Annotated in this window: 16 protein-coding genes; 6 read left to right on the top strand and 10 right to left on the bottom strand. The window is 59.7% G+C overall.

Annotated features, from left to right (window positions below):
• Positions 1-42: 42 nt before the first annotated feature.
• Positions 43-231, bottom strand: a complete 189-nt coding sequence (locus Q8X48_RS05700) for a hypothetical protein (RefSeq protein WP_015096330.1) — start codon at positions 229-231, stop codon at positions 43-45.
• 351 nt (positions 232-582) lie between these two features.
• Between Q8X48_RS05700 and Q8X48_RS05705 the strand changes: the two genes are divergently transcribed.
• Together Q8X48_RS05705 and Q8X48_RS05710 are read left to right on the top strand one after the other, a co-directional pair.
• Positions 583-1419 carry a CvfB family protein gene (locus tag Q8X48_RS05705; protein WP_007972500.1) on the top strand — a complete coding sequence of 279 codons (837 nt, stop codon included), beginning with the start codon at positions 583-585 and terminating at the stop codon, positions 1417-1419.
• Positions 1420-1613: 194 nt separating this feature from the next.
• Positions 1614-2546: a DMT family transporter gene (locus Q8X48_RS05710; protein WP_126046871.1), complete on the top strand. Its 933-nt coding sequence runs from the start codon at positions 1614-1616 to the stop codon at positions 2544-2546.
• Here Q8X48_RS05710 and Q8X48_RS05715 read toward each other — a convergent pair.
• Positions 2491-3672, bottom strand: a complete 1182-nt coding sequence (locus Q8X48_RS05715; protein WP_407799408.1) for an MFS transporter — start codon at positions 3670-3672, stop codon at positions 2491-2493. The genes Q8X48_RS05710 and Q8X48_RS05715 overlap by 56 nt on opposite strands.
• A gap of 104 nt (positions 3673-3776) precedes the next feature.
• On the opposite strand from Q8X48_RS05715, the gene ptrR reads away from it, so the two are divergent.
• The gene (gene ptrR, locus Q8X48_RS05720; RefSeq protein ID WP_407799409.1) at positions 3777-4670 is read left to right on the top strand and encodes a putrescine utilization regulator PtrR; all 894 of its coding nucleotides are present in this window, start codon (positions 3777-3779) and stop codon (positions 4668-4670) included.
• 135 nt (positions 4671-4805) lie between these two features.
• Positions 4806-4928 (top strand): PA1414 family protein, encoded by a 123-nt coding sequence (locus tag Q8X48_RS05725; protein WP_265102312.1) that lies wholly within the window; start codon positions 4806-4808, stop codon positions 4926-4928.
• A gap of 151 nt (positions 4929-5079) precedes the next feature.
• On the opposite strand, the gene Q8X48_RS05730 is transcribed toward Q8X48_RS05725, so the two are convergent.
• The 7 genes from Q8X48_RS05730 to speB form a co-directional block, all read right to left on the bottom strand.
• Positions 5080-5394 carry a hypothetical protein gene (locus Q8X48_RS05730; protein WP_407799410.1) on the bottom strand — a complete coding sequence of 105 codons (315 nt, stop codon included), beginning with the start codon at positions 5392-5394 and terminating at the stop codon, positions 5080-5082.
• Positions 5395-5562: 168 nt separating this feature from the next.
• A complete protein-coding gene (locus Q8X48_RS05735; protein ID WP_126046863.1) occupies positions 5563-5814 on the bottom strand; it encodes an acyl carrier protein in 252 nt (83 codons plus the stop codon).
• Positions 5815-5884: 70 nt separating this feature from the next.
• Positions 5885-6610, bottom strand: coding sequence for an MBL fold metallo-hydrolase (locus Q8X48_RS05740; RefSeq protein WP_116580303.1), 726 nt, complete (start codon positions 6608-6610; stop codon positions 5885-5887).
• Positions 6611-6696: 86 nt separating this feature from the next.
• Positions 6697-8076 (bottom strand): sodium:solute symporter, encoded by a 1380-nt coding sequence (locus Q8X48_RS05745; protein ID WP_407799411.1) that lies wholly within the window; start codon positions 8074-8076, stop codon positions 6697-6699.
• 163 nt (positions 8077-8239) lie between these two features.
• Positions 8240-9751: a purine-cytosine permease family protein gene (locus tag Q8X48_RS05750; protein WP_126052864.1), complete on the bottom strand. Its 1512-nt coding sequence runs from the start codon at positions 9749-9751 to the stop codon at positions 8240-8242.
• 54 nt (positions 9752-9805) lie between these two features.
• Positions 9806-10228, bottom strand: a complete 423-nt coding sequence (locus Q8X48_RS05755) for a YybH family protein (protein WP_126046857.1) — start codon at positions 10226-10228, stop codon at positions 9806-9808.
• A gap of 9 nt (positions 10229-10237) precedes the next feature.
• The gene (gene speB / locus Q8X48_RS05760; RefSeq protein WP_007972517.1) at positions 10238-11188 is read right to left on the bottom strand and encodes an agmatinase; all 951 of its coding nucleotides are present in this window, start codon (positions 11186-11188) and stop codon (positions 10238-10240) included.
• Positions 11189-11538: 350 nt separating this feature from the next.
• Here speB and Q8X48_RS05765 point away from each other — a divergent pair, with 350 nt between their 5' ends.
• Together Q8X48_RS05765 and Q8X48_RS05770 are read left to right on the top strand one after the other, a co-directional pair.
• Entirely contained in the window at positions 11539-12432 is an 894-nt protein-coding gene (locus Q8X48_RS05765; RefSeq protein WP_007972518.1) for a LysR family transcriptional regulator, read from the top strand.
• 4 nt (positions 12433-12436) lie between these two features.
• On the top strand, positions 12437-13033 hold the full coding sequence (locus Q8X48_RS05770) for a tRNA-uridine aminocarboxypropyltransferase (RefSeq protein ID WP_407799412.1): 597 nt from the start codon (positions 12437-12439) through the stop codon (positions 13031-13033).
• Between the two features lie 145 nt (positions 13034-13178).
• Here Q8X48_RS05770 and Q8X48_RS05775 read toward each other — a convergent pair whose 3' ends face one another.
• Complete coding sequence (locus Q8X48_RS05775; protein ID WP_407799413.1) at positions 13179-14543, bottom strand: HlyD family type I secretion periplasmic adaptor subunit; 1365 nt, start codon at positions 14541-14543, stop codon at positions 13179-13181.
• Between the last annotated feature and the right edge of the window lie 176 nt (positions 14544-14719).

A 14719-nucleotide genomic window follows, 5' to 3' on the forward strand; every position in this document is an offset into this window, starting at 1 on the left:
CTTCGAGGCTCAAAGCGCTTTGGGACCAGGTGACGCGTGGGTTTACTTTTTGCCCAGGGTGATCTGCTTGGACGGGCCGAACGTCTGGCCGCTGACGCCTTTGGCAATTTGCTGGATTTCACCGCCGGACTTGAGGAACGCTGCGATCTGACTGTTGATCGACTCGCTGGTTTCAACGGCTGGAGCTGGCTTTGCTTTGCTGGTGGATGCTTTTACGCGCATGGCGGCCATTAACCTGTAGAAAATTAACTTGGCCAGGCATCGTACAGGATTTACCTGATAATTGCTTGGCAAATATCCCCTCGCAATAATCATGAGATCTGGGTAATCAGTCCTCGGACAATATTCGAAATATGCGTCTAAGCCGCTGTTTTAAATAAGAACATTGCCTTGAAAAATACTGCGCCACGCTTGTCTGGGTATGGTCTGAATGCCCGGATCGGTCTGACGAGCGGCCAGGCAAGCGATGAAAACCCCTGAAAATCAAGGCCTTCAGAGGATTTTCTCGTGCCACCGGGTCGGGGGCCGAACGCGGCGCTTAAAACCGGGTAGAATGCCGCCCACGCAATGAGGGTATTGGACATGGCTTTAGTCGGGCGTTACAACAGTTTGCAAGTGGTTAAACACACTAACTTCGGTTTATATCTGGACGGTGGCGCGGATGGCGAAATCCTTCTGCCAAATCGTTATATTCCAAAAGATATTCCTAGCGAAGATGAAGACTGGCTCAACGTTTTTATATATCTGGACAGCGATGACAAACTCATCGCCACTACTGAAAAGCCGAAAGTTCAAGTGGGTGAATTCGCCAGTTTGAAAGTTGTTGAAGTCAACAGCATCGGCGTATTCCTGGACTGGGGCTTGCCCAAGGATCTGTTGCTGCCGTTCTCCGAAGAGAAGCGTCAGATGACGGCGGGCGAGTACGTGGTGGTACACGTCTACCTCGACAAGCACACCCGCCGCATCACCGCGACCGCGCGCCTGGACCGCTACCTGGACAAGACCCCGGCCAACTACACGGCTGGCCAGGAAGTGGACTTGCTGGTGGCCGAAGCCACGGACATGGGCTTCAAGGCCATCATCAACAACAAGCATTGGGGCCTGATCCACAAGAACGAAATCTTCAAGTTCATGCGCGCCGGTAAAGAAGAAAAGGGTTTCATCAAGGAAGTTCGCGCCGACGGCAAGATCAGCCTGAGCCTGCAGCCGGTCGGTCAGGAAGCGGCCACCAGCCTGAACTCGAAGATCCTCGCCAAGTTGCGTGAAAACAACGGCACCCTGGCCGTGAGCGACAAGAGCGATCCGGCGTTGATCAGCAGTCTGTTCGGTGTCAGCAAGGGCAACTTCAAGAAGGCCATTGGCGCGTTGTACAAGAATGGCCAGATTGTCATTCATGCCGATCGCATTGATCTCAGTTGAGGTTCTGACAATACAGAGAGCCAGGATGGCGCAGGCGGAGAAGTAGAGGTCTCTGGCAGGCGGCATTTTCTGGCCTTCTGGTTGATAATCGAAAACATGATTTTTCGCCCCGGTGGTTTCTTTTCAACGAGAAGACCGGGGTTTTGCTTTTACTGCCGAGTCTTTGCCATGGATTGTGTCTTCGAGGTGTTCCGGTGAGCGTCACCCGGCGCAGTACCGACGGGTTTGCCCTGCAAGTGATGGTCGGATTGTGCCTGGTCTGGGGCGTTCAGCAGGTGATGATCAAGTGGGCGGCGGCCGATATCGCGCCGGTGATGCAGGCGGCCGGACGTTCCGGCATGTCGGCGTTGCTGGTCGGGCTGCTGATCTGCTGGAAAGGCGGCTGGAACCAGGTGAGTACGACCTGGCGTGGCGGTCTGCTGGCCGGTGCCTTGTTCGGCCTGGAGTTCTTCTTCATTTCCGAAGGTCTGCAACTGACCACGGCGGCGCACATGTCGGTGTTCCTCTACACCGCGCCGATCTTCACGGCATTGGGTGTGCACTGGTTATTGCCCAGTGAGCGTTTGCGACCCCTGCAATGGCTGGGGATTGTCCTGGCCTTTATCGGGATTGCCATCGCGTTTGCCGGCGGGGTGTCCTGGGACAACCTTGATTACCGGATGTTGATGGGCGACGCCCTGGGGGTGCTGGCGGGGGCCGCCTGGGGCGCGACCACGGTGGTGGTGCGCGCCTCGCGCCTGTCGGAAGCACCGGTGACCCTGACGCTGTTCTATCAGTTGATTGTCGGTTTTTTCGGTTTGCTGTTGATCGCTCTGCTCAGCGGCCAGATCACCCATGTCAGCCTGACCACCGTGGCGGTCACCAGTGTGCTGTTTCAGGGCGTGGTCGTGTCGTTCTTCAGTTACCTGGTCTGGTTCTGGCTGTTGCGCCGATACCTGGCGGCGAACCTCGCGGTGTTTTCGTTCATGACGCCGTTGTTTGGCGTCACCTTTGGTGTCGTGCTGCTGGGCGAGGAGCTGAGCCTGAACTTCATTCTCGGCGCAGTGCTGGTGTTGGCGGGCATCACCTTTGTCAGCGCCGAGCAGTGGCTGCGCCGTCGTTTGCGCAAAGCTCTGGGGCAGCACTGACCGGCGTGAGCAACAGACCGCCGGCGATCAGCAAGCCGCAGCCGGCGACCACCAGTGCCGGCTGCAGGCCGCCACTGAAATGACTGCTGAGCGCCGCCAGCAATGGCCCGCTGAGCTGGCCTACGGCAAAGCAGGCCGTCAGCAGGCCGGCATTGCGCTGGGTGGCATGGGGGGCCAGTTCCCGGGATCGCTGGATCACCAGTTGCATGCAGGCCAGGAACGGCGTGCCGCACAGGATCACACCCAATGCCAGCCCCGGACCGTTGGCCAGCAGGCAGGCAAACACGCCAGCGGCTTGCAGCCATAACGTTGCCATCAACCAGCGCCGTGTTGCGCCCGCCTTTTGGTGACGCAGACTCACCAGCACCACACCCGTAGCCGCGGCAAGACCGAAGCACGGCCAGAACAGGTCGGCCTGCCATTGGCCATGGAATTGCGCATTGGCCATTTGCGACAGAAAGGTCGCCGGGATGATGTAGCCCAACCCGTACAAGCCGTAGATCAAGCCCAGGCGAGCGATGCCTTGAGTGCCCGATGCGCTGGCGCCGGGTGCAGCGGTCGCGATTGCGCTCGCTTGCGGCAGGAACGGCAGAACCCCCAGCAGCATCGCCAGCCCTGCGGCGGCGTAAACCAGCCACAAGGTGGCGGAACTCTGGCCCAGCAGATTTGAGCCCAGGGCCAATAGGCCTGTGAGAAAAATCCCCAGGCCCGGTCCGGCGAAGACCAGAGCGCCGAGCCGGGGACGGCCGGCCGCTGCCGCGAGCGGCTGGCTCAGTGCGGTGATCATCACCAACACCCAGGCGCTGGCCACTCCGGTACCGAAGCGCAGCAGCAGGTGCGACCAGAACCCGTTGGCCCAGAACGATGCCAGGGTCAGCAACACGCAGAGCCACAACCCGCCCAGCAGGCGCCGGCGCACTTGCGCGGGACGTCGGGAAAACATGGCGTCCACCGCGCCGATGAAATAACCGAAGTAGTTGGCGGCGGCAATCAGCCCGGCGGCGGTCAGGTCGATCTGACCTTCGCTGAGCAGGTGTGGCAGTTGCGGCGTCAGGGCAAAACGGCCGATGCCCATGGCCATCATCAGGGCAACGAAACTGGCGGATAAGCGAATCAGGGGAGACATGGTCTGGATACCGTTCAGAGGATCGATGACCGTCAGGCTAGGGCTGATTGACTTTCTTTAAAAATGAATAATAGTGAGTAACTTGTTCTTTTTTGGAGAATGTCGTGGAGTTCAGCCAATTACGCATCTTCCAGGCGGTGGCGCAGGAAGGGTCCATAACCCGGGCCGCCGAACGGCTGCATCGAGTGCCGTCGAACCTGTCGACCCGGCTCAAACAGCTGGAAGAGCAACTGGGTGTAGAACTGTTCCTGCGCGAGCGTCAGCGCTTGCAGCTGTCGCCTGCGGGAAAAGTCCTGCTGGACTACACCGCCAGGTTGTTTGCCTTGCGCGACGAAGCCAGCGCGGCTGTGCAGGGCGGGCAACCGGCGGGCGACTTCGTGCTCGGCACCATGTACAGCACGGCGGCTATTCACCTCCCGGGGTTGTTGGCGCGCTATCACCGCTTGTATCCGGCGGTGAACCTGCAAGTGCAATCCGGCCCCAGCGGTGAATTGCTCGAAGGCCTGCTCACCGGTCGACTCGATGCGGCGCTGGTGGATGGCCCTATGGAGCTGGCCGGGCTCGACGGTGTGCCCTTGTGCGACGAGCGCCTGGTGCTGATCAGCGAGGCCGATCATCCGCCCGTGCGCAGCGCGCTGGATGTGGAAGGTCGCTCGGTGTTCACCTTTCGCCAGGGCTGCTCCTATCGCATGCGCCTGGAGGCCTGGTTCGCCCATGACCATGCGGCGATGGGCCGGGCGATGGAGATCGAGTCCTATCCGGGAATGCTTGCGTGTGTGATTGCCGGTTCCGGTGTGGCGCTGATGTCGGAGTCGATGCTTGCCAGCCTGCCGGGCCGCGAGAGTGTGGCCGTGCATCCGTTGGCCGAGCCGTTTGCCAGCGCGACCACCTGGCTGATGTGGCGCAAGGGCATGGTCGGGGCCAACCTGAATGCCTGGATCGAGCAGCAACAGGCGGTTTTTCCGCAGGCACCGGTGCAGGCGCGTGAAATTGCCTGAACGCCGGCTGATTGTGATGGATTCAGTAACAGATCATTGCGACTTTGCACGAGCATTGCGTAGGACTTCGGACTATTATCAGTGCGAAGGGGCTACAGAATTTTGGCCGCTCGGCACTACCCTGAAGGGGGCACCATGAAAGAGAAAATCCAAAACTGGCTGCATGACCTGGGCGTGGCGCTCGGCTTGATCGAACCGCCAATGCAGCCCGTACCTGTTCGTACTGACGACGAGCAGCGTCGACCACGCCGCAGGTAAGCGCTGAAGCGCTCACGCGATTACGGCCTGTATCGTGCGAGCGCTGTGGTTCGAGGGCACTATTCTGAGGCGACAATAGTATTTCACCACTCATTTATCATGCGTGGTGTTTCACCGTTTGAAGCACTTTCTTAACTTCTTTTCGGACACATTAGTCATTCGGGGAAATACGCATAGTGCCAAAGCTGCGATCCTTAGCGGGGATCGGGCTATCGTCGGCATAAATACCCGAGACTTCAAAAGTTCCTAACTGACCGCCAAAGACCTGAAAGTACACTTCATTTTTGCTGCTACGCCGGAGCGCATAACGATACCCTGGAGCCTCTTCTTGTTTTCCTGTAAATTGAAAACTATACAGTCCAGAGAAAACCCCAGCGTTATACCCGTTCAAAAACACCCAATCTCCCGCCTTGACTTCGGTCGGCAGGACGGGAGCTGGCGGGTGAGTTGCTTTTGGATCTTCCATCTCAACACCTCATTCTAATAAAGAATAGAGCCGGTACCCTTTGAGTTCGAGTCGGCATTTCTAAAGTAGTCTTCGATGGAAAAGCCAAGCTACTGTCAGAAATAACAGTTCCGATGAGTGGTGATTTGAAAGTCGCGAACACTTAAGTCAGGTGTATTTGGCTATCATTTAATGCCTGCTGATCTGAATCAGAAAACGGCTGATGTCATTGGCCGTTTTTGCGCTATTGAGCATCTGATCTTCCTCGTCAGTAAACGCCGTCACACCCAGCTCATCTTCCAGATGGAAGATCAGCTCTTCGATATCTTTTTTGTCCAATCCCAACTGCGCCAGGCTGGCGTTGTCGTCGAAGTCATCCCGACCTTCCAGCAGGCGGCTGATGTAGCGATGTACGACAGCACGAAGGGCGGCTTCTTTCATGATCGTTCTTCGAGGAGGTGGGAGCAGTTCTCCCTGTCGGTGCATTCCCTGCCGTTGAGTACAGCAGGCTTTAGCCGTGTGAGCGTTGCCATTCGTCAATCATGCCGCGCAAATGCTCTCCGGAAAAACTGCCGAAATGCCCGCCATGCACCGTGCGGATCGGCAGCGCATGCAGGCGTTGCAGGCTGCGTGCGTAGTCCTCGAGGTTGGAATGGTAGGCGTCTTCGATCAGCGGCCCGTCGTAGATGATGTCGCCGCTGAACAAGGTCTCGGTGGCGGCTTCGTACAGGCAGATGCCACCCGGTGAGTGTCCCGGTGTGTGCACGACCTGCAACACGCGGTTGCCCAGGTCCAGCACATCTCCATCTTCGACAAACCCCGTGGCCGGCGCGGCCTTGACCCGGTATTCGGCGTAGCACAGCGGGCAATCGGGGTGCGCCTCGAACATGTCGTCGCCGACAAAGGCTTTGCTCAAGTCGTTGTCGCCATCCGGCGCAGCCAGAATGTCCGCCTCGGCCGGATGCACCAGGCGCTCGGCGAATTCGTGATGACCGGCGATGTGATCGAAATGGCAGTGGCTGGCCACGGCCACCAGCGGCCGCTCGGTGATCCATGGCAGTTGCTCGCGCAGGCTGACCAGGCCCGAGCCGCTGTCCAGCAGCAGGTCCTTGTCACGGCCCTGGATGTGCCAGAGGTTGCAGCGGTAGAAAGGCCGGATGTATGGCTCGTGAATCAAGCGGATACCGTCGCTGAGATGTTTGACTTCGAACCACTGGTCGCGGCTGACGATCTTCATGAGCAGTTTCCTTCAGACGAAAAAAAACGAGTGTGGCAACCGACGCCACACCCGTCGAAGAAAGCATCGAGTCGTTATGTTTCAGCTTAGGCGGCGCTTGCCACTGCTGCCGTGCGGCGGGACATCAAGCTCACCACCACGAAGCTCACAAGGCCTACACCGAGGCTGTAGTAGATCGGGGTGTTGGCGTCCAGGCCGTCCTTGAACATGAACAGCAGCGCGGTGGCGAAGCCCATGCCCATGCTGGCGATGGCGCCGGCGGTGGTGGCGCGTTTCCAGAAGATCGCGCCCATCAGCGGGATCAGCATGCCGCCTACCAACAGGTTGTAGGCCAGGGTCAGGGCGCTGATCACGTCGTTGACCACCAGGGCGATACCCAGCACCACAATACCGGTCAGCATGGTGACCAGACGGTTGAGGCCCAGGCTCGACTGTTTGCCGCCACGCAGTTTCGGCAGCAGGTCTTCGGTCAGGGTGGTGGCAGCGGCCAGCAGGCCGGCGCTGGCGGTGGACATCATGGCGGCCAGTGCGGCAGCGATCACCAGGCCACGGATACCGTCCGGCAGGGACAGTTTGACGATGGCGGCGAAGGCGTTGTTGACGTTGTCCAGATCCGGGATCAGTACGTGTGCAGCCATGCCGATCAGGGCGCAGGCCAGGCCGTAGAGGATGCAGTAGATACCGGCGGCGGTACCGGCAACCTGAGCCACTTTGGCGGTCTTGACGGTGAACACCCGTTGCCAGATGTCCTGACCGATCAGGATGCCGAAGAAGTAGATCATGAAGTAGGTGATGATGGTGTCCCAGCCGATGGTGGTGAAGCTGAAGCTCGCCGCCGGCAGTTTCGTTACCAGTTCATCCCAGCCGCCGACGCGGTACATGCAGATTGGCAGCAGGATGAACATCAGGCCCACGGTCTTGATCACGAACTGGACGATATCGGTCAGGGTCAGGGACCACATGCCGCCAATGGCCGAGTAGATCACCACGACGCCACCGCCCAGCAATACCGAGATCCAGAACGGCAGGCCGAACAACACTTGCAGAACGGTGCCAATCGCCAGGATCGAGGTGACACCGATCATCAGCGCGTAGGCCAGCATGATCACCGCGCTCGCGGAGCGGGCCATCGGGTTGTAGCGTTTTTCCAGCACCTGGGTAACGGTGTAGATCTTCAGTTTCAGCAGCGGTTTGGCGAGGAACAGGTTCAGCGCCACGATCCCGCAACCCAGCGCGGCGCATAGCCAGAAACCGGAGATGCCATGCACGTAGCCCAGACGCACGGTGCCCACGGTGGACGCGCCGCCCAGAACAGTGGCAGCCATGGTGCCCATGTAAAGGCTTGGGCCGAGGTTGCGACCGGCGACCAAAAAGTCTTCGTTGGTCTTGGCCTTGCGCATGCCGTAATAGCCGAGTATCAGCATCGCGGCTGCGTAGATGAGTACGACGAATAAATCCAAAGCCATTATGGCGTTTCTCCGATTGTCTTTTTTATGTGAAACAAAGGCGTTTCTGTGGGGCTGCTTTCTGTGGGAGCGAGCCTGCTCGCGAAGGCGTTCGGTCAGTCACATCGATGTTGAATGTGCCGCCGTCTTCGCGAGCAGGCTCGCTCCCACAAGTGGATCTGTGTCAGGCGGGCTGACGTATTTCAGGTTTTGCAACGGCGCTGGCACCACGGCTACGAACATCGTTCGGGCCGAACACTTCGCGCGATTCCGGGAACAGGCTCAGCAGCGCCAGGTACACCAGCGAGGCCAGGCCCAAGGTCACGGGCAGGCTAATGTCGATGCCACCGGCCAATTCGCCCAGCGGCCCGACAAACTGACCCGGCAGGTTCACAAAGCACAGGCCGACGGCAGCGCTCGGGATCCAGGCACCCAGGCCACGCCAGTTCCAGCCGTGGGTGAACCAGTAACGGCCACCTTTCTCGCCGCGGGTGAACACTTGCAGGTCATCCGGGCAGTAGAAGCCGCGACGCACCAGCAGGCCGATGATCATGATCACCATCCAGGGGGTGGTGCAGGTGATGATCAGCACGGCGAAAGTCGACACGCTCTGCACCAGGTTGGCCGCGAAGCGCCCGATGAAGATGAAGGCAATCGACATCACACCGATCAGCAGCGTGGCCTTGACCCGCGACAGTACCCGTGGGAATACGCTGGACATGTCCAGGCCGGTGCCGTACAGCGAAGTGGTGCCGGTGGACATGCCGCCGATCACCGCGATCAGGCACACCGGCAGGAAGAACCAGCTCGGCGATACCGCCAGCAGGCCGCCGACATAGTTGTTGGCCGCGATGTAGTCCGGTGCCTTGATCGCTACGATGGTGGCGGTGGTCAGGCCGAACAGGAACGGGATGAACGTTGCGATCTGCGAAATCACCACCGCCGCCATGATGCGGCGCTTGGAGGTGTCACGCGGAATGTAGCGCGACCAGTCGCCGAGGAACGCACCGAAGGAAATCGGGTTGCTCATGGCCACCAGTGCTGCACCGATGAAGGCGGCCCAGAAACCTGGCTGACCCATGTTCACCGTGCCGGCGTAGTTCACGTCGAAGGGACCTGCGAAGGCGAAGGCACCCAGCAGGAACAGCAGGCTGGCACTCCACACCGCGATCTTGTTGACCCACAGCAGGAAGCGGAAGCCATAGATGCACACCGTCAGCACCAGGATCGCGAACAGACCGTAGGCCAGGCCCAGGGTCAGGTCGGTTTCCGGCAGACCGACCAGGCGTTTGGCCCCACCGATCAGCGCATCACCCGAACTCCACACCGAGAGCGAGAAGAAGGCGATGGCGGTCAACAGCGACAGGAACGAACCGACGATCCGCCCATGCACGCCGAAGTGAGCACCGGAAGACACGGCGTTGTTGGTGCCGTTGATCGGGCCGAACAGGCCCATTGGCGCGAGGATCAGCGAACCCAGCAACACGCCCAGCACAATCGCCCAGACGCCCGCCTGGAAAGACAGGCCGAACAGGACCGGGAAACTGCCGAGAACGGCGGTTGCAAAGGTGTTGGAACCACCGAAGATCATCCGGAACAAGTCCGTCGGGCCTGCGGTGCGTTCGTTGTCCGGGATCTGTTCGACCCCGTGGGTTTCAATTTGCGTAAGGCTTTGGTCTTTGTTGTTGTTATTCATGATCTGCTCCGATCATAAAGGCGCGCTCATCGTGCGTGAGCGTCACCTGTTTGGCTAAGGGGGTGGCAGCCCTTCCGGCAAGGCGGATAAGTGTTCGTGACAGGCCAGCCATAGGCCTTGTTGTTCTTGGCCAGACGCTTGTTTCTTGAAAACAATCGTCTCGCGCTCCTGGCTAAAGTGCTGCTCCCCTTGCATGCGCAGCTCGGTGGCGACGTCATGGATGAAAATCGCCACGTCACCCTGCAGGCTGACGAAAGCGTTGCTCGAGGTGCACGAGAGCACCTCGAAGCCATCCTCGGCGCGCCAGCTGTCCCACATCGCCTGGTAGGCGTCGCGCGACAGCAGGGGCTTTTCGAGGGTGTAGAAGACGAAGCTGGCTTCAAAGCTGAAAGCGCCGAAGTAGGCTTCGCGATCGTTACGGGCAAAAGCGGACACCAGGTCGGCGGCGGCTTTCAGAACCTGATCGCGTTCATTCATGACCAACCCTCAGCGGTGGACTACGCCAGGCAGTACGCAGAGCATTTCGTACAGCAGGTTGGCGGCCAGCAGCGAGGTGTTGCCGGTGGTGTCGTAAGCGGGCGAGACTTCTACCAGATCGCAACCGACCAGGTCGAGGCCTTGGCAGCCACGAACGATCTCGATCGCCTGGATGGTGGTCAGGCCGCCGATTTCCGGGGTGCCGGTGCCTGGTGCCCAGGCCGGGTCGATACCGTCGATGTCGAAGCTCAGGTAGACAGGACCGCCACCGACTTTCTCGCGGACTTCAGCCATCAATGGCTCCAGCGATTTGTGCCAGCACTCTTCGGCCTGAACCACACGGAAGCCCTGGTTGCGGCTCCAGTTGAAGTCGTCAGCGGTGTAGCCCTGGGCGCGCAGGCCGATCTGCACCACGCGGTCCGGGTCAATCAGGCCTTCTTCAACGGCGCGACGGAACGTGGTGCCGTGGGCGATTTTCTCGCCGAACATGTGATCGTTCACATCAGCGTGAGCGTCGATGTGCACCAGGCCGACCTTGCCGTGCTTCTTGTGGATGGCACGCAGGATCGGCAGGGTGATGGTGTGGTCGCCGCCCAGGGTCAGGGGGATCACGTCGTGTTCGAGGATGTTGTCGTAGGACTCCTCGATGATCCGCACGGCATCCAGCAGGTTGAAGGTGTTGATCGCGATGTCGCCGATGTCGGCAACCGACAGTGAGTCGAACGGTGCAGCGCCAGTGGCCATGTTGTACGGGCGAATCATCACCGATTCAGCACGGATTTCGCGAGGCCCGAAACGGGTGCCAGGGCGCAGCGAGGTACCGATGTCCAGCGGCACGCCAACGAAGGCAGCGTCCAGACCGGCAGCGGTATTCAAGTGGGGGAGTCGCATCATGGTGGCGATGCCGCCGAAGCGCGGCATTTCGTTGCCGCCCAGTGGTTGGTGAAGAATCTTGTCCACGGGTAGGGCCTCATCGTCGTTGTTTTATTTATGTGGTTGCGCCGTTCACGGAAGTACGAGCGCACCTTGTGGCACCGATTCTGCGAAATGTAGTGGCCGGGAAGAATCGCTACGGGCAAATACTTAGTTCAGATTTTTCTAAACTAATGACGAGGACGGCGATAGACTTGTTGCCTCATCCTTCAAAGTGATGAGTTGTACAGTACCTGTGGGAGCGAGCTTGCTCGCGATAGCGGTGGGTCAGTCAACATCAATATTGACTGACCCACCGCTATCGCGAGCAAGCTCGCTCCCACAATAATCTTCATTACCTTCAGCGGTGTGCGTTACCCCGAGATCGGAGCATTTCCATGGCCAACGCTTTACCCGACCTGAAACTATTGCGCATCTTCGTCAGCGTGGTGCGTCACCAGGGCTTTGCCAACGCCCAGCAGGAGCTCAACCTCTCGACGTCAGCCATTAGCACCTACATGAGCCAGCTCGAAGCGGCCCTGGGCCTGGTGCTTTGCCATCGCGGTCGTGGCGGGTTCAGCCTGACCAGCAAGGGTGAGTTGTTCCATCAGGAAACCCTGCGTCTGTTGGGCGAACTCGAAGGCTTCGAGCAGTACGCCGCCGCCCTCAAGGGCGAGTTGCGCGGCACCTTGAACCTCGGGGTGATCGACTCCACCGTCAGCGACAAGGCCCTGCCGTTCGCCGAAGCCATCGGCGCCTACAGCCAGGAACACCCGGCGGTGCACTTGCACCTGTCGGTCATGAGCCCTTACGAACTGCAGCTCGGCGTGCAAGACAACCGTCTCGACCTGGCCATCGGTGCGTTTTCCACGCGCATGAGCGGTCTGGTGTATATGCCGCTGTACCGTGAACAACACTGGTTGTATTGCAGCACGCGGCATCCGCTGTTCAACGAGCGGCGCATTCCCGAGCAGGTCATCACCCAGCAGCGCATGGTCGGCCGCGGCTACTGGAGCCAGGCCGAGCTGGCGCGTCACGGTTTCAAGCACAGCGCCGCGACCGTGGAAAGTATGGAAGCTCAGTTGATTCTGGTGCTGTCGGGCGCCTACATCGGCTATCTGCCGGAGCACTATGCCCAGGCCTGGGCCGACAAGGGCGACTTGCGGGTGTTGCTGCCGGCGACCTTTGGTTATCAGGCGCCGTTCTCGATGATCGTGCGCCGGGGCCGTAGCCGCGAGCCGCTGATCCAGACGTTCCGTGATTTGCTTAAAGCCCAACTGAATCAGGCCTGAAAAGATGTCCAGAATCCAATGCCCACGCTGCCTGCGTCCGCAATCTCATTGCCTGTGCCCGTTGATCCCGAATCTCGACAGCCGCACTCGCGTGCTGTTGTTGCAGCATCCGAGCGAAGTGAACCATGCGCTCAATACAGCGCGGTTGGCAGCGTTGGGCTTGAGCAATGCCGAGTTGATCGTGGGCGAGGTGTTCGAGGATTTGCCGGTGTTGTTGAACCGTCCGGGATATACGGCGCGGTTGTTGTTTCCGGGCGAAGAAGCGCAGCCGATGAAAGCCTATGGCTGCTCTGATGAATCGATGTTGCTGGTCGTCCCGGATGGCACCTGGCGCAAGGCGCGCAAGATGCTGCACCTCAATCCGCTGCTGGCGGCATTGCCGAGGGTGACGCTGGCTGAAGGCGGTGTGTCCCGTTACCGGCTGCGCAAGGCACCGGGACCGGGGGCGTTGTCGACAGTGGAGGCGATTGTGCAGGCGCTGGAAACCCTCGAAGCGCCGACTTCGTTTGCGCTGTTGTTAAAGCCGTTTGAAGCGTTGATCGAGGGGCAGATTGCGGCGATGGGGGAGGAGGTTTACCAGCGTAATCATTCTGAAAAATGATCGGTGGTCTTGCTGGCCTCATCGCGAGCAAGCTCGCTCCCACAGGTTTTGTGGTGTTTGCAGATTTTGTGTACGACGCGGACATTGTGGGAGCGAGCTTGCTCGCGATGACGGCAGCAAGATCACAACAGACTTTGAGGAGGGCCTACCTTTCCCGCATCGCCTCGGTCCGCGCCTTGAGCACCGGCTTAAGCAGATAATCGAGCACCGTTTTCTCCCCGGTAATGATATCCACCGTTGCCACCATCCCCGGGATGATCAGCAGCGGTTTCACATCCCCGCCCAGATGGTTTTTGTCGGTGCGCACCTGAATCAGATAAAAGCTGTTGCCCTTGTCGTCGGTGATGGTGTCGGCGCCGATCAGCTCCAGCTTGGCGCTCAGGCCGCCGTAAATGGTGTAGTCGTAGGCACTGAACTTGACCATGGCTTTCTGGCCCGGATGCAGGAATGCAACGTCCTGCGGGCGGACCTTGGCTTCGATCAGCAGGTTGTCTTCCAGCGGCACGATTTCCACCATGTCACTGCCGGGCTGGACCACACCACCGATGGTGTTGACCTTCAGCACCTTGATGATGCCGTGCACCGGCGAGACCACGGTGGTGCGGGTCACGCGGTCGTCGATGGCGATGCTCGATGCCGTGATTTTCGAAAGGTCGGTGCGTTTCTCGTTCAGCTCTTTGGCCGCTTCCGAGCGGAAGGTCTGTTCCGATTCATCGATCTTGCTTTTGATCTCGTTGATCGCCGACTCCGCCCGGGGGATCGCCAGGGTGGTGGCGTTCAGCGAGCCGCGAATCTCCACGGCGCTGCGTTTGAGGCGCAGGATTTCCACCGGTGACACGGCGCCGGTGCCCACCAGCGGCGTGGACATGTTCATCTCTTGTTGCAGGAGCGCCAGGCTGGAACTGAATTGACTCTGTTTCGAGCGGAACTCTGCCAGTTCCTGAGTCTTTTGCCGAAGTTGTTCGGACAGTGTGCGCTGCTCGCTCGCGAGTCGACGTTGCCGTTGCTCGTACAGAGAGCGCTCGTCTTCGGCCACTTGCGGCGCCTTGGCGATCACTTCTTCTGACAGCTTGAATGGCCGGCCTTCGGCTTCGGCCGAGAGCCGTTCGACCTGCGCGGTCAAGGCGTAGCGATCGGCTTCACTTTCGCCCTTGTTCGACAGGTAGCGCGTGTCATCCAGGCGCAGCAAGGTGTCGCCCTTGTTCACCATCTGCCCTTCACGCACAAAGATTTCGGTGACGATGCCGCCCTCGAGGTTCTGGATCACCTGGACCTTGCTCGACGGAATCGCCTTGCCTTCGCCCATGGTCACTTCCTGCAAGACGGCGAACTTGGCCCAGACCAGTGCGCAGATCAGCAGTGCAGCGGTCAGCCACACGGTGATCCGCGACCAGCGCGGCGAGTCCTGCAACGAGGCGCCGGCGGTTTCCGGCATGAATTCGACTTCGGCGCTTTTACCGAAGCTGTTGAAGTAGCCTCGGGGCGCTGAATCTGGCGTTCGAGCAGACATGGCGATACCCGTCAGTTAAGAGAAATAGTGCCGAACACAATCCTGTGGCGAGGGAGCTTGCTCCCGTCCGGCGGCGAAGCCGTCGCAAAAACTGCTGGCGCGATCCAGGTGACACAACGAGGGAGCTGCTTCGCAACCCAGCGGGAGCAAGCTCCCTCGCCACAGGCTGTGTATTC

The sequence above is a fragment of the Pseudomonas sp. QLc11A genome (genome assembly GCF_052112305.1).
In the GTDB taxonomy this organism is placed as follows: domain Bacteria; phylum Pseudomonadota; class Gammaproteobacteria; order Pseudomonadales; family Pseudomonadaceae; genus Aquipseudomonas; species Aquipseudomonas laurylsulfatiphila.